The sequence below is a fragment of the Psychrobacter sp. 219-2-C genome (assembly GCF_049560815.1).
Taxonomy (GTDB): domain Bacteria; phylum Pseudomonadota; class Gammaproteobacteria; order Pseudomonadales; family Moraxellaceae; genus Psychrobacter; species Psychrobacter faecalis.
In genome coordinates this window covers 1,003,799-1,024,119 of sequence record NZ_CP186933.1, presented here as the reverse complement: position 1 = coordinate 1,024,119, position 20,321 = coordinate 1,003,799, and the positions used below count along the sequence as shown (strand labels likewise).

Sequence of the window (20,321 nt, the reverse complement as noted above, 5' to 3'; positions counted from 1 at the left end):
TTTTTAGGGTCAATATACGCTATACACTAAATTTTTAATCAGCCTAAAAAACGCGTAAATAACCACAAAAAGCCATTAATCGCCGCGATACCGACGATCATGCTGACCAGCAATTGACGACTAAGATGATAGATAAGTAGCACCAATAATAACGCGCCAATTTGTGCCATAAATAAATGTACTTCGGCACTATTTAAGCCAGCTTGGAAGCCAGCATCGCCTGACAAACCTTGATAAGAAAGGCTGGTTAAAATCAGTAATACCATCACAGATAGCGGCAAGCTTTCATTTAAGCGATGTAGCCACGGTGTATCTAGCAGCTTTTTAGGTATTAAAGCGGGCAGGGCACGGGTAATAAAGGTCACGGCTGCCATCGCCAGTGTGGCAAGAATCAAATAACTACTGCTCATTGCTGCCTCCTTGCACACTGCGCTGTAACCAAAAACCACGCGCTAAAATCAGCAGCATACAAATCGTAATCGCTACTAATAACAACCAATTACTGGTAAATAATGAGGCAATCATCAAAGCAATCACCGCAATGCCAATCGGGAAATAGCGTTTGATACTTTGGAATTGCTCATAAGCTAAAATGGCAAATAAACAGACCAAGGCAAAATCCAAATGCGGTACCAAGTCACTGAGTGCACTGCCAATCATTACACCAATCGCACCAGCTAATACCCACCAACTTTGGTTAAACAAACTAATCGGCAGTATGAGTGATTGGCGCGACTCGTTTGGCAAACTGGTCATTACCGAAAACGTTTCATCGGTGAGGGCAAATAAACAGTAGGTTTTCGCTATTTTATTTTTTGGCAAATACTGCAATAACGGCATACCATAAAAGACGTGACGCAAGTTAATGGCGGCAATGTTGGTAGCAATATTACCAATCGGTAGCCCAGCACTTAGCATCGGTAAACACGCATATTGCGCCGCGCCTGCATATAAGACTACACTTAGCATAATAGTCGCCCACACTGGTACACCGGCTACTTGTGCGAGCACGCCAAAGGCGATGCCTGCTGGCAGATAACCCATGGCGACTGGCAAGCTTTTTTTAAAGCCTTCTGCCCAATGGTAATAATAGGCTTGATTTTGGTTTATCTCATTTGATTGAGTAGTCACGTGATATCCTAATTTTTCTTAATCTCTAATTTTTCTTACTTTGATGTGTCGTTGATTATCTCTTTTCTTCTTTTTAAAACGCCTCATGTTAGCTAATTACTTTAATGGTCAAGCTTCAGGCTGCAATTTTTCATAGCTGCCTGTTTGATGGGCACGGTATAAAAACCCACCAAGAATCATCAATCTTAATAATAATAAGCACCAAACGCTAAGCCAAATACCGGTCATATCCCATTGCTGGTAGAGTAGCCAGCTTAAAGGGAAAAAGATAAGCGCCAATATCAGCGCGGCATTACGAATGACGCTACCAGCCGTTAAACCAAAAAATATTCCATCGAGCCAATAAGCGCCAACGCCAACAAGTGGCAGTAGTACCGCATAAAGATGATAGTCATAAGCCAGCGCAAAGACGGGTTCAATATTGGTCATAAAATCCAAATAAGTTGGCATTGCAAGCCACCAAATCGCGCTTAGCATCATGGCAAGGCCGTAACTGACCACGCCTGTGCGTTTGACGATAATGCGAAAACGTGGCCAATCGCGTCGTCCTGCTGCTTGTCCGCTTAAGGTTTCTGCCGATACCGCCACGCCGTCAAGGGCAAAGGCTGAGATGCTTAATACCTGCAATAAAATAGCATTGGCGGCCAAAATGACATCGCCGCTTTGGGCCGACAGTCGGGTAATCCAAGCAAAGCTTAGGGTTAAAATAAGCGTACGGATAAAAATGTCTTTATTTAATGAAAATAGCCTAAGCATTTTATGTTTGGTAAAGTGGTCTTTATTAGCATTAAATAACGCGCGCCAAGAGATTTGTAGATGTCGACGGCTGAGCCACAATGCTAAGACCACCCCAAGCCAAAAGGCAATGGTCGTGCCTAATGCTACCCCAACCAAGCCCATCTGCAGCACATAAACAAAAAACAAGGTCAGAATAATATTAAGCAGGGCGATAAAGCCTTGCTGATAAAGCATATAGCGGGTTTTGCCTTGACCGGCAAACCAGCCGATAAAGGCAAAATTCATCAGCTCTGCGATAACGCCCCAAAAACGGACGTCCAAATAAGTTTTGGCTGCACGACCGCTATCAGGATTGGCAGAAAGCGCTTGCAAGCCAAAATCAATGAGCCAAGGTTTTGCAATAAGTAGCACTGCGCCAATCATAAACGCAAGTAACAAAGCCCGCTGCAAAATTGATAGCAGCGGCGATTGCGTTTGTTTATGCGCATCATTATGAGCCAGCTGACCGAGGGCTTGTGCGGACAGTCCAGATGACGCGTATTGCAAAAAGTTAAAGCTGACTAATATCAAAGACAGCAGCTGAATAGCCAAACCCATGCCAGCAAGCTTGGCAGTGTCATTCATATTACCGACAATAGCTGTATCAATGACGCTTTGTAGTGGCATCGCAAGGTTAGCCAATAATACAGGTAAGGCAATCGCGATGATACGCGCATAGCGAGTATCAATAGGCGGCATAGCACTTGGCGGCAGGGTAGATGACATAGCTTAGTCGCTTATATAACCATATAATAAGACAGAAAAGTTTAGTGATGACTTATCGAATAGTATTAAAAGATGGATAAAAATAGTATAAAGACAAAAGCACCTAGAGTTTAGGTGCTTTTATCGTGATAACGTTTGCTAAACAACTAAAAGTCTAGTGATTGGCTTTTATACAAGCATTAGTCTTGCTCATACATTTTTGGATCATTAAAAGTAACGATTTCTTCTTCAAACTCAGGCTTTACTTTAACGATAAAGTCATCACGTGACAAACCCATCGCTAGAGGAATCGAGCTTGCGATATAAGTAGATGAGTAAGTACCAGCAAGTAGACCAATAAACAGGGCAGCCGAGAACCAGAATAAGCCATCACCGCCTAAGAATAACATCGCTAGTACTACCAATAGTACCGTTGAGATGGTCATAATCGTACGGCGCAGCGTCTCTGTCAATGACAAATCAACCGTTTGACGCGGCGTGATACCACGCACGCGGCGGAAGTTTTCACGAATACGGTCATAAACGACGATCGTATCGTTCAGCGAGTAACCAATCAACGCCAGTACAGCAGCTAGGACAGTTAAATCAAACGGAAAACCAAATAAGGCAAAGACCCCGATGGTTACCACCGCATCATGGAATAGCGACAGTACTGCGCCAAGCGCTAGCTTAAACTGGAAGCGTAGGGCAACATAGCCAAGCATACAAGCCAATGCCAATGCCAATGCCATAACCGAGTTTAAGTAGATTTCGTTACCGACTTGGCTACCGATTATATTAACGTTACTGATTTCAACGTTATTATTAGGCAATGCTAATGCTTTACTCAGGCTGGCGTTCAGTCCATCGACGTTATCTGACTGTGGTGGCAAGCGTACTAAAAGCTCTTGGCGCGTACCTAGATACTGTACGACCGCATCGTCAAAGCCATTATCGGCTAGGGCATTTACCACATCGGCTTGCTCAGCAGGCTGCTCATAACGCACATCTGCTGAAACCCCGCCGGTAAAATCAAGACCTAGATTTAGACCATTAACGGCGATGGCGATAATACTGCCAATCACCATCAGAAGCGATAGAAGTGCCATCGGCTTTTCTAACTTCATAAATGGGATGATACGTTGATCGCCAATGGCTTTGATACCACCTTCTGCGTAAGCAGCGGCATCTTCGGCAGAACCACCTAACATCAAATTAGGATCAACCGCTGCTGTGTTACCAGATGCTTGGGTCGCCAAGGCTTGATTTTCTTTCCCACCGCGGCGGGTTTTTGAACCGGTCAATTTAGAGGTTCTAGGATTATTAGCTTGCGTATTACTGCCTTTGCCATCACGGCGCGGTTTTTTACGGCGGCGCGTACCAGTAGTATTTGCTTCACCGTTTGAGCCATTTCGATCTGGGTTATTTTCTTGTTCTAGCGGATTGTTATTATCGATAGCCATAGTTTTCTCCTAACCGATGCTCAGACGTTTGATAGATTTGCGCTTGCCGTAAGCAATTTGTATCAGCGCACGCGTCACCAAAATGGCGGTAAATAGCGAGCTGACAATACCAATCGCGAGGGTAATCGCAAAGCCTTTAATCGGACCCGTACCTATCGCAAATAAAATAAAGGCGACCAGTAAGGTTGTGATATTGGCATCGAAAATACTACTAAAAGCACGGTCAAAACCTGCGACGATGGCGGATTTTGGCCGGACACCATTTGCCAGCTCCTCACGTATCCGCTCAAAGATCAGCACGTTGGCATCGACCGCCATACCAATGGTCAAGACAATACCAGCAATACCCGGTAGGGTGAGTGATGAGCCTAAGATTGACATGATAGCAATGATAATAATGACGTTAATTGCTAGGGCCACGTTGGCAATGACGCCAAATAAGCGATAGAAAACAATCATAAAGGCGAAAACTAATAGATAACCCACTTGGGTAGAGAATAAGCCTTTTTCGATATTTTCTTGACCGAGTGATGGACCAATCGTACGCTCTTCCACGAAATACATCGGTGCTGCTAGCGCCCCTGAACGTAGTAAAAGGGCAAGCTCAGCCGCTTCAGCGCTACTGTCAAGTCCAGTAATACGGAATGACGAGCCCAGTACCGCTTGGATATTGGCACGGTTAATGACTTTGGTTTCTGCATACGGTGTACGTACTTCAACCGTCTCACCAGTCGCTGGGTCTTCTTTATAAGCGATACGTTGTTTATTCTCAATAAACAGCACCGCCATTTGTTTACCGACAGCAGTACGGGTAGCGTTTTGCATGAGCTTGCCACCAGCACTATCTAGGGTAATGCTGACTTCAGGCGAGCCATTTTCATCGATGCCTGTCTGAGCATTGGTGACTTTATCACCGGTGACAATCGCTTGACGCTCAAGCAATACTGGCGGACCATCGAGTGTTTCAAAGGGGAACGCTTCAGTGCCAGCAGGCGGAATACCGCCCATATAGTTTTCAGCACCTTCAGCAACCATACGGAACTCAAGGTTAGCCGTACGACCAAGGACACGTTTTGCCTCAGCGGTATCTTGTACGCCTGGAAGTTCAACGACGATACGGCTAGCACCTTGCGATTGTACCAAAGCTTCAGTCACGCCAAGCTCAGCAATACGATTGCGTAGGGTGGTCAAGTTTTGGTTGACCGCGTAGCTATTGATTTCATCTAAGGTGGCATCGTTATACGCTAAAATCAGCGCAGGGCCCTGCTCATCAATCGAAGACTGTAGCGTGAAAGTATTACCCATCGAGCCTTGTAAGATGTTTTGCGCACGGTTACGGGTATCGGTATCAGCGAAATGCAGCACCACGCCACGTTTTTCGGTTTTGATACCTTTTACCGCAATACGCTCAGCACGTAAGTCACGGCGCATATCACGACTGGCACTGGTCAAACGCTGCTCGAGCGCTTTATCCATATCCACTTCTAGTACAAAACGTACACCGCCGCGCAAATCAAGCCCGAGTTTCATCGGTTTTGCACCGATATCACGCAACCACTCTGGGGTCGTTTGTGCCAAGTTTAGTGCGACCACATAGTCCTCGCCCAAATTCTGACGCAGCACTTCCTGAGCTTTTAGCTGATCGACTGGATTATCGAGACGCACCAGCGCGCTGTTGCCCTCAAAGGTACCATCATGATTATTGATGCCAGCCTCTTCAAGTAAGCTTTTAGACTGGGTCAAAATACCTTCAGATAGCTGTGTACCTGCTGCGGCACTGGTAATCTGTACGGCAGGTTCATCAGGATAGAGGTTAGGGGCCGCATATAGACCGGCAATGATAAGCACGACGGCGATGAGTAAGTATTTCCAAGCGGGATATTGCATAATCACTTCTTTAAGTTGATAAACTACTGGCGACGCAGGCCACAAGTTAGCAGATGGGAAGTTAGCGATAACAATGGCAGGTGATTAAATGGAGAGCTACTATTGTGTGTTAGTAGTCGTACTAAATTCTGCACCACTGCGATCATCCGCGATGATAGTAAAGCAAAAAACGGTTAAGCGTAAACAGTAAAGCGAAAAATGACCGTAAATAATGTACGGTCATTTTACAGTCATTACAACCAATAATTGATATCTAGCAGCAATTAAGCTCAATAAAAGTTTGTCAATTATTGAATTTCTAAATGACAATTAAACGCTTTCAATGGTGCCAGCCGGCAATACTGAAATCACGGACGCACGTTGCACTTTAACATCGGTATGATTGTTTAAGCTCACTACCGCATAATCACCTTCCAATGCTTTAATACGGCCCATAAGACCACCAGCAAAAATGATTTCGCTGCCAACGGTCAACGCGTTGACCATCGCACGGTGTTCTTTGGTACGTTTAGACTGTGGGCGAATCACCAAAAAGTAAAAAATGGCAAAAAAGGCAACCGGCAACAAGATTTGTCCAAACATTGACGCAGCGCCGGCAGTTTCTGGTGCCGCATGGGCCGCTTGAATGAATAAGCTCATAATTTCTCTCAGTAAGTCATAGATAAGAATAAATTTACACGCATAGTAACAAAAAATCTCAGGCTTGGTAACTGTTAATCATAGGCTGAGGGCGTTTTTGTTGCAATTCATGGGGTGGCTATGATAGTTATAGTGATAGAGGATTTGTTATTATAAGCAAAGCAAGGGCAATTATGCAGTAGACATAACAAGCCAAATGTTAAGTTAATATAAAGTTGTTATTATTTTATAATTTTCAAAAATATGGGTAGCTATATTTCTAAGCAATTGATAATAATAGCTATTTATCGCAAATTGCCAGTATCATAAACAGAATGGCTGTATAATAGAATGGTTTGAGCACGTTTTTAATGATTGGGTAGAAAAGCATTCGTATTTATCGGCTATTATTTTCTATCTGCTAGCGCTTGCTCATGATATATTGTGATTTCCTTTTTCTTCTTTGTTTAGGTTACCTAACTTGTTTACCTTTTTTATGTCTGTACCTCGCTTATACCGTCCTCGCGCTTGTCGTAAAGACGCCTCTGCTAAACCTCCCCCGACGATGGGTGACAGCGATCGCTCTTATATGACACGCTTTAATAGCAAATCGTTTTCGGCGTTTATTCTATTGCTAACCTCTTTGCTACCACAAGCGGTTTGGGCAGCAGGTGAGGTAGCAAATCCTACTGCTAGTAGCGTGCTACTGCTTATTTTATTTGTCCTTATCGCCATTGGTATCTCGTTCATTTGTTCGCTCGCCGAGGCGGCACTCCTCAGCATGACGCCGTCGTATATTGCTGACTTGCAGGAAACGAACCCAAAAAAATCCAACATGCTAAAACGCCTAAAGGTCGATAATATCGATCAGTCGTTGGCAGCTATCTTAACGTTAAATACCGTGGCGCATACTTTAGGCTCGATTGGGGCGGGTGCGCAGGCGACGATTGTCTTTGGTAGCGCTTGGTTTGGTCTGTTTTCGGCGTTCATGACCTTGGCTATTTTGTTTTTATCCGAAATCATGCCAAAAACCCTAGGCACTATCTATTGGCGTCAATTGGGCGGCATGGTTGCTTATTTTGTTCGCGGTATTATTTTGCTGCTCTATCCTTTGATTTGGTTCTCAGAAAAATTAACCAAACTGCTGGTACGCGGTAAAGAGCCGCAAGCGTTTAGCCGCCGTGAATTTGCGGCACTCGCCAGCATCGGCGAAGAATCAGGACAGATTGATCCATTAGAGTCACGTATTATTCGTAATCTATTGGCATTTGGGGCGATTAAAGTTGAAGACATTATGACCCCGCGTTCGGTGATGCTGGCATTTGAAGAGCATAAAACCGTCGCTGATTTATTGGTTGATCGGCCAAAACTGACCTTTTCGCGTTTGCCAATTTATGATGGCGATTTAGACAACATTACCGGTTTTGTCTTAAAAACTGACATGCTTTTGGCAAAATTTAACCATGCCGCTCATAAACCGCTGACCCAGTTTAAACGCGACATTACCTTTGTATTTTCAAAGATGAAACTGTTTGATTTATTAGAGCTGATGCTAAAAAACCGTATTCATATTGCTATCACCGTTGGTGAGTACGGCGAAGTTAAAGGCTTGGTAACTTTAGAAGATGTGTTTGAAACTTTATTAGGGCTTGAAATTGTCGATGAGATAGATCGCGTCGAAGACATGCAAGCCTTAGCTCGGCAGATGATGGACAGACGCGTTGAGCGTTTAGGCATGAAGCTCAGCGATGATGAAAGTTATGAAGACGGCCATAATGAACACAAGCATGAGAAAAATGGTCATTAAAAATTGGACTGAGCAGATAAATGCACAGCACTGTTTTGCGTGAGATTCGCAATAATCACACAGGGTGTCACATAGCTGTGAGAATTGGGTGATAGGCTAAAACTAACATAACAATGTGTCGTTAATTAACCTAAGTTTTACACACAAATAGCCTTAAAACAAAAGAATTATAAGCGCCTGATAAATTTAGGTCTTAAGTCAATGTATGACCATAATCTATAGCCATAACATTATTTGGCTTTAACGACACACGACGATAATGATAATAGTATTACTAAGGAATATCATGAAACGACTATGGGGAAAAGGGCTAATTGCTCTATTGATAAAAAGTGCTGGCGTGACAGCGGTAGTGGCCGCTGCTGGTGCTATTAGTATCAACGCGCAAGCGGCGACCATGAGCAATGCGCTGGTACAAAACTACGCCGCTGCCATGAAATCAGCTGCCAATAGCCAAAACACCAATCAAGTTGCGCGCTTGGTGTCTGATGATGCACTGATTTCGATGTCCAGAAAAGGCAAAACCACCAGCCTTGATAAAGACGCTTATCTGCAACTGCTGCAAAGAAGCTGGCGTGATACGTCAAATTATCGCTACGATATTACGGTGGATAACATTGTGATTACGGGCGACCAAGCCAAAGCGAATGTCACCACCAATGAAAGCTGGGTAAAAGACGGTCAAAAAGTTTCATTTGTCACCTCATCGCGGGTCACACTGACTTTATCTACGGGTAACGCAGTGCTTTTACGCGCGGTCTCACAAGTGACCATCAACTAAAAATTAGTCATATATCAAGTTCTGTATTATGAAGTAAGCCATCAAAAGATAAGGCAAATGACTTTTTGCGCATTATCTTTACGATTAGGCTGGTTTTTGTTTGATATTGCGTACTATACTGTCGATTAACTTTATTTTATCACTTATTGTTGTTAGGAAACTTCCACTATCATGTCTACTGTGTCATCAAAATCTCGCTCCTTTATCGCTTTACCATTGACGCTGGCGGTGTCGACTTTACTTATCAGTGCTTGTAGTAATACCTCAGCGGTAAAAAAGACGGGTGCGACCGGCAGCTCAGCTGTGGTTAACAAACGTCCCGCTACCCAAGTGACTAAACCAAGCACGGGCGCTGATTATTCAACGGCTTTTTTGGATGCTGAGAGCTTAGATGAGCTGGCAGATTTATTAGAAGCGACTGATATGACGATGGTTGAAGGTAATAAACTTGCTATTCAACAATATGGTGATTTGTGGAATCGCTTGCGCGCAGGCTACCGTATGAATGGTGGACGCCCTGTTTATAATCAGCGTATTGAAGCGCAAAAAGGTTGGTTTACCAGTCGCCAAGACTATCTAAACCGTTTGACCGCCCGTGCCAGTCGTTACCTTTACCATACCGTTCGTGAAGCTGAGCGCCGTAATATTCCAACCGAACTTGCGTTATTGCCAGTGATTGAGAGCTCCTACGATCCAAGTGGTACCAGTAGTGCCGCCGCCGCAGGTTTATGGCAGTTTATTCCAAGTACCGGACGCATTTATGGTCTAAATCAAAGTAGTACCTATGATGGTCGCCGTGACGTGATTGAATCAACGCGTGCCGCTTACGACTTTTTGACTGCGCTGCATAATCAATTTGGCAGTTGGGAGCTGGCACTAGCTGCTTATAACGCCGGTCCTGGTCGCGTACAAAAAGCCATTGATGCCAATGCGGCGCGCGGTTTGCCGACCGATTATTGGTCGCTCAGACTACCGACTGAAACCATGAACTATGTACCGCGCTTTTTAGCAGTTGCTGAAATCGTTGCCAAGCCTGAGCAATATGGCGTCTATCTGCCTGCTATTGCTAACCGTCAGCATTTTCGTAGTGTACCGGTCAATTATGGTGTGAGCCTAGCGGAAGTATCGCAAGTGACTGGGGTCAGTTACGATGAGTTAGAAAGGCTAAATACGGCACTGACATCAGCGCGCGTCGACGCATCAGGGCCGCAGCGTATTATCATTCCGAACGATGTCAGCTTGACGACAGATGCTAAGCTGAGCTCGTTAAGAGGTAATGGTAGCAGTAACGTGATAGCTTCTAGTAATACGAGCACGAGTACAACGCCTAGTTATTCAGGCTCAACCACACCAAGCTACAATAATAAACCATACACCAGTAGTGGCTCGTTACCGACTACCGGCAGCGCCCTTGCAGAGTATGCCGCGAGCGCAAGCGTACCACAGCAGACCACCAGTTATATTCCGCCGACGGCTTCACCGACCAGCAGCTCCGTTTACAGTAACAACAATACCGTCCGTACTGAGCCACCGCTGACGTCTGCTGAAACCAAAAAGATTAACGCTGAGTTAAAGAGCAGCAACAGCTTACCGACCACATCGGCGCAAATAACGCAAAACAATACTATCATTCAAGAGCCGCCATTAAGTAAAGCGGAGCGTGATTACATTGCCAATCAGATTCGTATCAGTACGCCTGAAACCAATGTCGTTAACGCCGATGGTAATATCAACCTATCAGCCGTTCAGACGCAGCAATCTATTTTAGAGGCAACTGGGCAAGAGAAGAAACTGAGCTTCCCGAAAAAATCGGCTAGCAAACCAAAACCACAAGGCACGCGTACTACCTATACGGTTAAGCGTGGTGATACCTTGGCGAATATCGCCAGCCGTGCTGGTGTTAGCTGGCGTGATATCGCTGAATGGAATCAGATAGATGCGAGTGCCAATCTGTTGGCTGGCAGTACTTTATACCTATACAACGCTAAATCTATCGAGCCATTGAGTAGTGCGAGCAATACCACTAGCCAGCCTGAAAGCTATATCGTTCAAGGTGGCGACACGCTAATCGGTACTGCCAATCGTTTTGGCTTATCGGTGACTCAGCTCGCCACATACAATAATCTGAGCAGTAGAGCAGACTTGCTACGTGGACAAAAACTGTGGTTGGTACCTGGTAAAGTCACTGCACCTGCTGCCACGCCTGCTGCGCCATCAACCAAACCTAGTAAATCTAGTACGGCTACCAAAAACTACAAAGTCAAGTCGGGCGATGGCTTGATTGCGCTATCTCGTCAATTTAATGTACCGACCACCACCTTGGCAAACTTAAATAATATGGGTACGACGGACTCACTATACGTCGGTCAAATCTTAAAAGTGCCTGCCAATGTAGACTTTACTGCCGCAAATACTAGCTCAAGTAGCGCTAGCAATCCTGTGAAAACCAGTGCTCCTACAAGTATAGTGGCAACGACCAACTATAAGGTCAAATCGGGCGATACTTTAATCGGTATTGCAAATAGTGTTGGTATCAGTCCTGAAGAGCTAGCAGCCGTTAACCCTAACTTTGATGCTAGGGCACGCTTACAACGTGGTCAGACAATCAAAGTGCCGGTTTCAAAAGATTTGGTCGATCGTCAACTTAATGACAAAGCGGTCAGCTATAAAGTGAAATCAGGCGATACGTTAACGGGCGTGGCGCAGCGCTATAATATCGGTTTAAGTGATTTGGCCGCCGCCAATAATTTGAAAACCAATTCTAATCTGATATTGGGTCGTACGATTACCATTCCTGCAAATGGTACGGTCAGTGTTACTAGTACGTCTAACAGTAATACTAGTAGCACCAGTAACAAGAGCACCAGCAGCGCCAGTGCAGAAACCGCAAGCAGTAGCGGCAAAAAACTTGGTAATACTGAGAGCTATAAAGTAAAAGCGGGCGATGGTCTTATTGCCTTAGCGCGTCAGTTTGGGATATCGGTAGAGGATTTGGCGGCGACCAATAATTTGGCGACCAACGCCCAGTTACAACGTGGGCAGACCATCAAAGTACCAAAAGCAACCGTCAGCTATACCGTAGGCTCGGGTGACAGTTTGATTGGCCTAGCACGTAAGTATGGCGTATCTACCAAAGAGCTTGCCGATATGAACAATATCGCTGTCGATACCATGCTACAACGCGGTCAACGTTTAACCGTACCGAATCGCTGATATAGAATGTAGCAGTATTTAATAAATTTTAAGCATTAAAAAAAGCTGCTCTTCTATAAGAGCAGCTTTTTTGTTGGCATTACTTTGTTCAAGATTTAAGACTTTATTCAAGGTTTAGAGCCTTTAGCAAAACCATATTAAACCGTTTGGGTTTTAATGGTTTCAAGATAACTTCTAATATTACTCACATAATGCATGGCCTGACCATAACGGCTGTTCGACGCTCTATTTTCCGACAAATAAGCATATATGTTTGCCCAGCTTTTATCATCGATGCCATTGGCGCTCAATTTACGCTGGATACCTTTTACAGCATTTGGACCCATATTATAAGCGGCGAGGGCAAACCAGATGCGATCAGTCTTTGGTACATCAGCGAAATCGGCTTTCATTTGCTCCAGATAACGCGCACCACCGCCAATACTTTGATACGGGTCAACGCGATCAGAGACGCCCATGGCCTTAGCGGTATTATTGGTCAGCATCATGATACCGCGCACGCCAGTCGGAGAGACGGCATTGGCATTTAAATGCGACTCTTGATAGCCCATGGCGACCAGTAGCTCCCAGTCGTGATTATAATTGCGCGCTTGCTCTTGAAACGATGATTGATAATCAGGCAACTTTTCTGTCAAGGTCTTTTTAAAATGGTCTTGGCTATAAGCATCTTTTAATAAGTTCTGATTATAAAACGCCGCCAGTTTTTGTGTATGATCAAGCTTGATGCTATCACATAAAAAATAACTGGCTTTTTGTGATAACGGGTCATTAGCGGAATTAAATGTCCAACTAACTTTAGGGTGTAAGCCGTTCTTAGTTAAACTGGCATCATAGCCGCAGCTGACATTGACAGAGGCTAAGTCTAGCTGGCTTTTTAGCTGGGTGCTGGCGGTGGTCAAAGCCATATCGGCATCGCCTGATTTTAAGGCTATGAGCGCCGCCTCTTCGCTAGCATAGGCTTTGAGATTGATGTTGACGCCAAGCCCATCTGCATAGCTACGCACTAAATCATAGCCAAAACCGTGCTGAAAACCGTCGGTTGCAAAGTAAGTACTATCGCCTGGTACAGCAGCAACCGTTAGAGTATTTTCTAACATAACGTGCGCATAGGCGGGCACGGGCGCGTTCATCGTGGTCAAGCTCTCAGCCGGTAAAGAGAGCAAAGCGATGCTTGATACTTGTGCCAATTTCTTGGTTTTGGAAAATTTGGTTTTGGCGCAACCAGTCACTTTGATAGGTGCAACTGCTGGAACGAAGTTACTTTTGGTGTGCAGTAAGCGCTTAGATGGACGCAGTAAATAAGAAATACGGCGTTTGGCCCCTTGCGCAGATACTTTCACACGGTAAGTAATACGCTGCATGGATGTCTCCTGATTTTAGCCATCCTGCATACCATAAAAATGCTTAATCAATTTATGCGGCTTATATAGTTATAAAAAGCGTATGGCTATATAAGTGGCATAAACTGGCGTTACATTTTAGATCACATCAGCCTGATAAATAGCATAAGGTCGCTGTCATCTTGTTTACATATGGCGCTGCTAATATCAAATATATAACCATTAGCACAACCGTCTTTTTATCATTTAACGCATAGGTAGCTACTTTTTAGAAGATAAAACACGCACTTCAAACATCATTCTAAAAAAAGACGCACCACAGCGCGAAGGGTATAAATCGGATGATTCCTTCATCGCTATAAAATGAGTTAGTGATTAAAAGACTGGCTATAAAACCATATGAAACATAGGTAAGGTCATGAATAAATTATTGAGACAAATATACAGCATAAGCGCCGTACAACTGCACTTAATCGTTGCTGCGTTTATATTAATCACGAGCTACTCTTTAAATCGATTGTAGTAGAGGAGCTGGCTAATAATATGGTTTGCTCAGCGATAAAGATGAGTAATAATTCTGTCTGCTAGCGAGTAAAAAAAACACCATCAGAGAAATTTTGCTCTAATCTTATCGCGACGCTAAAATAAAAATACTGTTTAAAAACCACTGTCTCATCAGCTAAATAAGGCAAAGAGAGTATTTAAATGATCACCGTTAAAAACCTTATTAATTTATTAAAAAATAGAGCTTTAATCGATGAAAAAAATTTTAGCGCCATAACCGGAAGCTATAAAAATGGGAAGTCTCATGACAAGACATTCTTTCTTCAGGAACTAATATGCGGATATTCATTATATTATTCAAGTGGAGTTAATAAATTAGCGATAAAACTTAACAATAGCACTATAAACGGTAAAAAACGCCTTTGTTTTGGCTGACCCAGTGACAAAAAGTGCTATAAGAAAAGATTGCGCCTAAGCAGCATTTTCTGTATTTGACGCAAAATATTAATATTAACGCTTAATAAACTTAGTGCTTCAACTGAGAAAAAACAATTGTAGGTAGATAAAACTGTTTGATTATCAAGCGGAGCTTAATGGTTAGGCTGGGTTATCAATGTCAATAAAAGTCACGGGCAAGCCAAATTGCTCAGCCAGTAGTTCGCCCAACGCCTGAATACCGCCGCGCTCGGTCGCATGGTGACCGCAGGCAAAGTAATCAATGCCAAGCTCACGGGCGCTATGAGTGGTACGCTCTGATATTTCACCAGAAATATAAGCATCACAGCCCATCAATGCTGCTTGCTCAATCATATCTTGCGCGCCGCCCGTGCAGATACCCACGCGTTCAATCAATCTGCTGTCCGCTTGCGTAGGCTCAGCGTTGGTTGCGGCGTTATAGGTGGCGGGAATGTGTAATGGCACCCGACCTAAAGCAGCGGTAATCTGGGTAATAAGGTTTTGAGCGCTTTGCGGCTGGCAGCTGGCAATATTGCCAACCGGATGCGACTCATGCGGATAAAGCGCACCGATGATATTCATATAGAGTAACTCAGCAAGTTTGGCATTATTGCCAATAATAGGATGGGCATCGAGTGGCAGGTGGTAGCCAATCAAAGAAATGCCATGCTGCATCAGTTTGCGAATACGTTGACCTTTCATGCCTGTGATGGTCTCAGGCTCGCCTTTCCAAAAATAGCCATGATGCACCACGATAGCATCGGCGTTATCAGCAATCGCGGCGTCAATCAACGCCTCACAGGCGGTGACACCGGTGACAATACGACCGATAGGTCGCCCGCCATCTACTTGCAAGCCATTTGGTGCATAGTCTTTAAAGGCTGCTGCTGATAAGTAGTCGTCACAAAAATCCGTCAAAGCTTGTGCGCTAATCGTCTTATTTGGCGTTTGGCTTGAAAACTGACTTGAGAACTGACTTGAGAACTGATTTGAAAGCTGGTTTAAGGTTTCGGTCGAGCTATTGTGTTCGGTCATGGTCTTTCCTTATAATTGTTGCCGTTACGGACGGTTCTTGATTGTTTGTTATTTACAAATTTCAAGCGTTCAATGCAGTAAGTATTGCCGCTAAATAAGCAAAATATCTGTTTATAATTAACTTTGCTCTAAGTCGTTAGGGTGTTTAATAGCGCCATTTTAGCATGGTGCTGTAAAAGAGTAGATAACGCGGATAACTGAAACGGTACACGATACGTTACTATTTATCGATGTTGCCAGTTATAATTTGCATACCTGAATCTATAGAATCCGTAGCGCTTATATTATTCAATCTTGTCTTAGATATTATTAGCATCATTGCCCAACGAGAAGCGTTTGCGTATAGTTATCATTCATTCACTGTTTTTACCAAACTGTTTTCACAAAACTATTTTTAAAATAGAGAGGTTTTTATATGTCGTCATCTCGGAATACCAATAACAATAACAAGGCCGTCGCGTTAACGTGGTTGCCTTGGGTTTTGTTGCTGATAGTGGTTGCAGCGTTTATTTGGTTGTTTACGAGTATGAAGACGGCATCAGAGCAAGCGTGGGAGCCGCCTAGAACCATGCCTGCCGAGCAGCAAGCATCAGCGCCAGCGTCCGATACACCTGCGCCGATTGCTTCTTATCATAATGGCGTTGCTCGCGCGTCACAATCTGTCGTCAATATCTATACCACGCAGACGATGGCCGAGCATCCTTATATGAACGATCCGGTATTGCGCCGATTTTTTGAGTTTCATGGTGGGCCGTCCCAAGAGCAGGGCAATACCAACTTGGGTTCTGGGGTCATTGTTTCAGAAGATGGTTATATCGTGACCAACGCTCATGTCCTTGAAAAAGCTGATGAAATTACGGTTGCCTTTAATGATGGGCGCAAGAGTCGTGCGAAATTGATTGGTACCGATCCAGACAGTGATTTGGCAGTGATTAAAGTTGATATGACTGATTTGACGCCCCTTGGTTTCCGTAAAGACCCTATTCGTGTTGGCGATGTGGCATTGGCGATTGGTAATCCATTCGGGGTTGGTCAGACGGTGACGCAAGGTATTATCTCGGCGACAGGGCGAACAGGACTTGGCGTTAATAAGTTTGAAGACTTTATCCAAACCGATGCGGCGATCAATCCGGGTAACTCAGGTGGCGCGCTGGTTGATGCTTACGGCGAGCTCATTGGTATTAATACCGCTATTTACTCGCGCTCTGGCGGTTCGATGGGTATTGGCTTTGCCATTCCTACTGCCATCGTTGAGCAAGTGATGAATGCGATTATTAAAGATGGAAAGGTTAGCCGTGGTTGGCTCGGTATCGAAATCCAATCGCAGCTGCGCGACCCAACCCAGCTTGAAACTTCAACAGGTGTCGAAGTATTTAATGTCGTGCCTAAAAGTCCAGCGGCTAAGAGTGGCTTACGCATTGGCGATATTATTTTGTCAATTGACGGTATTGAGATGACCGATGCCAATACCTTAATCCAGTATGTCGCTCGTAAAGCGCCAAATACCACGCTTAACGCTCAAGTCCTGCGCCAAGGCAAAAACAAGCAAGTAAAAATCCTGCTAGAAGAGCGTCCAGCGCAAGAACCAATGGCGCGCCCTGTTATCATTCACGATGAAACGCTTGGCGATATGGGCGATCCTAGTCTACAAAATGATGGAGAAGAAGTGCCTATGATGTCAGAAGCGGAGCGTGACCGTATGCGCGAAGAGCTATTGCAGCTATTTGAAAGAGATGGCGCACCTTTATAACGCCATGATTTACATATAGTGCTTTACAGTTTAAGAGATAACAAAAAAGCGCGCTATCTTCAAAATAGCGCGCTTTTTTATTAGCGTTTTTACTTTTAAAAATAACTTTATGAATGTCGCTGCTATTTTTCTATCAGCTCATGATTGATATAAATGACGCCCTGCACGCGGCAGCAGCAGGGCAAGATTTCGTCCTCTTCAATCATAGCAAGCGGCTCAAACGGATAATCAATAACGTGTGAGCTGGCGATGCGCTTGATGCGGCAACTGCCACAATAGCCTTCCTTACACTGATAATTGATATCGTGTCCGGTGCGTAGCAATCCATCGAGCAGACTTTCGTCATCATGCAAGTAGAATTGCTTCTTACTCGTCATTACCCAAGTCATAATTCAACCTTATCTTAATTTTCCCATCGCATATAAAGTGCCTTTAATGGTACTTTTTAATCATAAAATCTTACTAAAACGATAGCGGCCTAACCTTAAAATAGTAAGATTAAGCCATGACAATAATGTGTTTAAAGTTAAACGTTTAAAGTTCAAAGCTCTTAAAGTTCAAAGCTCTTAAAGTTCAAAGCTCTTAAAGTTCAAAGTCGTCAAAGTCGCTATTGGATAAATCTGAATCAATTTGACCGACCAGGTACGAGCTGATTTCCGTTTCTTGCGGCGCAACTTGCACGTTATCAGACGACAACCAAGTATTAATCCATGGAATAGGGTTTGATTTTGAGTTCGGGAACGCTACTGGCAAGCCAACCGCTTCCATACGTAAATTGGTGATATATTCAATATATTGGCAAAGGATATCTTTATTTAAGCCGATCATTGAGCCATCTTTAAACAGATAACCGGCCCATTCTTTTTCTTGCTGCGCCGCTTTGGTAAAGATTTCGATGCTTTCATCGAAACATTCATTAGCAATCTCAACCATCTCTGGATCGTCACGACCATTACGCATCAAGTTTAGGATATGCTGCGTACCGGTTAAATGCAGCGCCTCATCACGGGCGATTAATTTAATAATCTTAGCGTTACCTTCCATCAGCTTACGCTCAGCAAAGGCAAACGAGCAGGCAAATGACACATAAAAACGAATGGCTTCTAGGACGTTAACCGCCATCAAGCATAAATACAGCTGCTTTTTCAGCGATTTTAAGCTAACGGTCACTTCTTTGCCATTGACGGTATGCGTGCCTGCGCCATACATATTGTAAAGCTGTGAGTCGTAGTACAAATCATCGTAGTACTTGGCGATATCAGAGGCGCGTTCTAAAATGTGCTCATTTTGCATAATGTCATCGAAGACCACGCCGGGATCATTGACGATATTACGAATGATATGGGTGTAGCTGCGCGAGTGAATGGTCTCAGAAAACGTCCAAGTCTCAATCCACGTCTCAAGCTCAGGAATTGACACCAGCGGCAATAGCACCACGTTTGGACTACGACCTTGGATAGAGTCGAGTAGGGTCTGATATTTTAGATTACTGATAAAGATGTGCTGCTCATGCGACGACAGGTTGCCATAATCGATACGGTCTTTTGAAACGTCGACTTCTTCTGGACGCCAAAAGAATGACAGCTGCTTTTCAATCAACTGCTCAAAGATAGGGTGTTTTTGTTGGTCATAACGCGCCACGTTGACCGGCTGACCAAAAAACATCGGCTCTGTTAGCGCATTGTTTGGCGTTTGGGAAAAAATCGAGTAAGTCATAGTTCCACCTTTATAAGTGCTACAGTTGTGAATCAAAAGTTTTAAAATACCGTCTAAAGAATACGGGCAAAACGGTGTTATAGGTTCTCTAAAGATATTTGCGTTGGTTCTTGTCCATCATTCATATACGCTTTAAAAATCTCGCTAAGCTCACTATCATCTAAGCTTTCTAGCTCATCGATAGCGCTTTTACGTAGCGTACTTAATTCTACCTCTGCGGCTTTCTGAACTTCTTTTTTTGTCTGCTTTTTAACGGGTTTTTTTGCTGGTCTTGGCGCGTCCATCTTTTCTACTGCGCTACTATCTAATTGCTGACGAACGTCATCGATATCGACTGCTACTTGCACGATATGCGAGTTACCATCATTTAGGTCGGAAAATACATTAGGGATAAATAAACCACCGTCTTTGATGATTGCGGTATATTGCACGTCTATGACCTCCGTCATTTTTATTCTTTCTGTGTTTTAATTATGGCTGGCGAGTCGCAAGCGCCTCATATACTTTGTTATTTTCTCTTTTGCCTACGGCTAATACATAAACCACGACGACATCATCTTTGACGATATATACCAAACGATAGCCGATGGTGCGTAGTTTGTTTTTATAGGCGTCTGTATGTCCTGAGAGTTTTGACGCAGGCACACGCGGACTTGCTAAGCGCTGCTGTAATTTTTTCTTAAACTGCTGCTGAATACTGGGCGCTAACTTTTTCCATTCTTTTAACGCCAAAGGATGAAATTCAAGATTATAAGTCATCCAAACTTACCTTTATAGGTGTTTGGCCGTCATTCATCCTTGCGCTGACAGTTTGGCTTAATGCCATATCGTCCATCGCTTCCATCATGCGCTCATACATATCTGTGGAAACCAAGTAAGCCACCGGTTTATTGTGATTTAAAATAGCAATAGACTCACCGTCCGACTGTTTAATCAGTGCCGAAGGGTTGTTTTTCAGCTCTGATATACTGGCTGTCTGTGTCGCAAATATCGGTTGCATGATTTATTCTCCGCTAATATTAGGCTCTAAATATAGGGCTAATTTTAGCACGAAAATTAGGTCTTATTTGTTAATCTATATATTTTGTAGGGTGCGCCTTGCGCATTTTTAAATACAATTTTCATATCATCGGTGCGC

General features: G+C 43.9%; 17 protein-coding genes. 4 read left to right on the top strand and 13 right to left on the bottom strand.

What is annotated here, in order from left to right:
- Positions 1–38: 38 nt before the first annotated feature.
- The 6 genes from ACPEGP_RS04085 to yajC all read right to left on the bottom strand — a co-directional run bounded on the left by ACPEGP_RS04085 (position 39) and on the right by yajC (position 6,602).
- Complete coding sequence (locus ACPEGP_RS04085; RefSeq protein ID WP_068408190.1) at positions 39–410, bottom strand: AzlD domain-containing protein; 372 nt, start codon at positions 408–410, stop codon at positions 39–41.
- Positions 400–1,131, bottom strand: coding sequence for an AzlC family ABC transporter permease (locus ACPEGP_RS04080; RefSeq protein ID WP_068408189.1), 732 nt, complete (start codon positions 1,129–1,131; stop codon positions 400–402). The genes ACPEGP_RS04085 and ACPEGP_RS04080 overlap by 11 nt, the downstream gene beginning before the upstream one ends.
- A 108-nt stretch (positions 1,132–1,239) precedes the next feature.
- Positions 1,240–2,634: an MATE family efflux transporter gene (locus tag ACPEGP_RS04075; RefSeq protein ID WP_068408188.1), complete on the bottom strand. Its 1,395-nt coding sequence runs from the start codon at positions 2,632–2,634 to the stop codon at positions 1,240–1,242.
- Between the two features lie 179 nt (positions 2,635–2,813).
- Positions 2,814–4,076, bottom strand: coding sequence for a protein translocase subunit SecF (gene secF, locus ACPEGP_RS04070; RefSeq protein ID WP_068408187.1), 1,263 nt, complete (start codon positions 4,074–4,076; stop codon positions 2,814–2,816).
- A 9-nt stretch (positions 4,077–4,085) separates the two neighbouring features.
- Positions 4,086–5,963 (bottom strand): protein translocase subunit SecD, encoded by a 1,878-nt coding sequence (secD, locus tag ACPEGP_RS04065; protein WP_068408185.1) that lies wholly within the window; start codon positions 5,961–5,963, stop codon positions 4,086–4,088.
- A gap of 309 nt (positions 5,964–6,272) precedes the next feature.
- A complete protein-coding gene (gene yajC / locus ACPEGP_RS04060) occupies positions 6,273–6,602 on the bottom strand; it encodes a preprotein translocase subunit YajC (RefSeq protein ID WP_068408182.1) in 330 nt (109 codons plus the stop codon).
- Positions 6,603–7,077: 475 nt separating this feature from the next.
- Between yajC and ACPEGP_RS04055 the strand changes: the two genes are divergently transcribed.
- From ACPEGP_RS04055 to ACPEGP_RS04045, 3 genes are all read left to right on the top strand, one after another.
- Positions 7,078–8,388 (top strand): hemolysin family protein, encoded by a 1,311-nt coding sequence (locus tag ACPEGP_RS04055; protein ID WP_423814015.1) that lies wholly within the window; start codon positions 7,078–7,080, stop codon positions 8,386–8,388.
- A 286-nt stretch (positions 8,389–8,674) separates the two neighbouring features.
- Positions 8,675–9,169 carry a nuclear transport factor 2 family protein gene (locus ACPEGP_RS04050; protein WP_191692031.1) on the top strand — a complete coding sequence of 165 codons (495 nt, stop codon included), beginning with the start codon at positions 8,675–8,677 and terminating at the stop codon, positions 9,167–9,169.
- 171 nt (positions 9,170–9,340) lie between these two features.
- A complete protein-coding gene (locus ACPEGP_RS04045) occupies positions 9,341–12,382 on the top strand; it encodes a LysM peptidoglycan-binding domain-containing protein (protein ID WP_423814014.1) in 3,042 nt (1,013 codons plus the stop codon).
- A 137-nt stretch (positions 12,383–12,519) separates the two neighbouring features.
- Here ACPEGP_RS04045 and ACPEGP_RS04040 read toward each other — a convergent pair whose 3' ends face one another.
- Both ACPEGP_RS04040 and ACPEGP_RS04035 read right to left on the bottom strand, forming a co-directional pair.
- Entirely contained in the window at positions 12,520–13,743 is a 1,224-nt protein-coding gene (locus tag ACPEGP_RS04040) for a transglycosylase SLT domain-containing protein (protein WP_423814013.1), read from the bottom strand.
- Positions 13,744–14,823: 1,080 nt separating this feature from the next.
- The gene (locus ACPEGP_RS04035) at positions 14,824–15,717 is read right to left on the bottom strand and encodes a Nif3-like dinuclear metal center hexameric protein (RefSeq protein WP_423814012.1); all 894 of its coding nucleotides are present in this window, start codon (positions 15,715–15,717) and stop codon (positions 14,824–14,826) included.
- Positions 15,718–16,132: 415 nt separating this feature from the next.
- Between ACPEGP_RS04035 and ACPEGP_RS04030 the strand changes: the two genes are divergently transcribed.
- Positions 16,133–17,467 carry a S1C family serine protease gene (locus ACPEGP_RS04030; RefSeq protein ID WP_423814011.1) on the top strand — a complete coding sequence of 445 codons (1,335 nt, stop codon included), beginning with the start codon at positions 16,133–16,135 and terminating at the stop codon, positions 17,465–17,467.
- A gap of 122 nt (positions 17,468–17,589) precedes the next feature.
- On the opposite strand, the gene yfaE is transcribed toward ACPEGP_RS04030, so the two are convergent.
- The 5 genes from yfaE to ACPEGP_RS04005 form a co-directional block, all read right to left on the bottom strand.
- Positions 17,590–17,856: a class I ribonucleotide reductase maintenance protein YfaE gene (gene yfaE, locus ACPEGP_RS04025; RefSeq protein ID WP_068408173.1), complete on the bottom strand. Its 267-nt coding sequence runs from the start codon at positions 17,854–17,856 to the stop codon at positions 17,590–17,592.
- A gap of 193 nt (positions 17,857–18,049) precedes the next feature.
- Positions 18,050–19,183 carry a class Ia ribonucleoside-diphosphate reductase subunit beta gene (gene nrdB / locus ACPEGP_RS04020; RefSeq protein WP_068408171.1) on the bottom strand — a complete coding sequence of 378 codons (1,134 nt, stop codon included), beginning with the start codon at positions 19,181–19,183 and terminating at the stop codon, positions 18,050–18,052.
- A 77-nt stretch (positions 19,184–19,260) separates the two neighbouring features.
- Positions 19,261–19,632: a hypothetical protein gene (locus ACPEGP_RS04015; protein ID WP_423814010.1), complete on the bottom strand. Its 372-nt coding sequence runs from the start codon at positions 19,630–19,632 to the stop codon at positions 19,261–19,263.
- A gap of 22 nt (positions 19,633–19,654) precedes the next feature.
- On the bottom strand, positions 19,655–19,942 hold the full coding sequence (locus ACPEGP_RS04010; protein ID WP_423814009.1) for a type II toxin-antitoxin system RelE family toxin: 288 nt from the start codon (positions 19,940–19,942) through the stop codon (positions 19,655–19,657).
- On the bottom strand, positions 19,932–20,183 hold the full coding sequence (locus tag ACPEGP_RS04005) for a type II toxin-antitoxin system Phd/YefM family antitoxin (protein WP_201617391.1): 252 nt from the start codon (positions 20,181–20,183) through the stop codon (positions 19,932–19,934). The genes ACPEGP_RS04010 and ACPEGP_RS04005 overlap by 11 nt, the downstream gene beginning before the upstream one ends.
- Between the last annotated feature and the right edge of the window lie 138 nt (positions 20,184–20,321).

Coding starts and splice junctions, on each gene's coding strand:
- ACPEGP_RS04085 (WP_068408190.1), bottom strand. CDS start 410: ATGAGCAGTAGTTATTTGATTCTTGCCACACTGGCGATGGCAGCCGTG.
- ACPEGP_RS04030 (WP_423814011.1), top strand. CDS start 16,133: ATGTCGTCATCTCGGAATACCAATAACAATAACAAGGCCGTCGCGTTA.
- ACPEGP_RS04010 (WP_423814009.1), bottom strand. CDS start 19,942: ATGACTTATAATCTTGAATTTCATCCTTTGGCGTTAAAAGAATGGAAA.
- secF (WP_068408187.1), bottom strand. CDS start 4,076: ATGGCTATCGATAATAACAATCCGCTAGAACAAGAAAATAACCCAGAT.
- ACPEGP_RS04040 (WP_423814013.1), bottom strand. CDS start 13,743: ATGCAGCGTATTACTTACCGTGTGAAAGTATCTGCGCAAGGGGCCAAA.
- ACPEGP_RS04075 (WP_068408188.1), bottom strand. CDS start 2,634: ATGTCATCTACCCTGCCGCCAAGTGCTATGCCGCCTATTGATACTCGC.
- ACPEGP_RS04050 (WP_191692031.1), top strand. CDS start 8,675: ATGAAACGACTATGGGGAAAAGGGCTAATTGCTCTATTGATAAAAAGT.
- ACPEGP_RS04045 (WP_423814014.1), top strand. CDS start 9,341: ATGTCTACTGTGTCATCAAAATCTCGCTCCTTTATCGCTTTACCATTG.
- yajC (WP_068408182.1), bottom strand. CDS start 6,602: ATGAGCTTATTCATTCAAGCGGCCCATGCGGCACCAGAAACTGCCGGC.
- yfaE (WP_068408173.1), bottom strand. CDS start 17,856: ATGACTTGGGTAATGACGAGTAAGAAGCAATTCTACTTGCATGATGAC.
- ACPEGP_RS04035 (WP_423814012.1), bottom strand. CDS start 15,717: ATGACCGAACACAATAGCTCGACCGAAACCTTAAACCAGCTTTCAAAT.
- secD (WP_068408185.1), bottom strand. CDS start 5,963: ATGCAATATCCCGCTTGGAAATACTTACTCATCGCCGTCGTGCTTATC.
- ACPEGP_RS04055 (WP_423814015.1), top strand. CDS start 7,078: ATGTCTGTACCTCGCTTATACCGTCCTCGCGCTTGTCGTAAAGACGCC.
- ACPEGP_RS04005 (WP_201617391.1), bottom strand. CDS start 20,183: ATGCAACCGATATTTGCGACACAGACAGCCAGTATATCAGAGCTGAAA.
- ACPEGP_RS04015 (WP_423814010.1), bottom strand. CDS start 19,632: ATGACGGAGGTCATAGACGTGCAATATACCGCAATCATCAAAGACGGT.
- nrdB (WP_068408171.1), bottom strand. CDS start 19,183: ATGACTTACTCGATTTTTTCCCAAACGCCAAACAATGCGCTAACAGAG.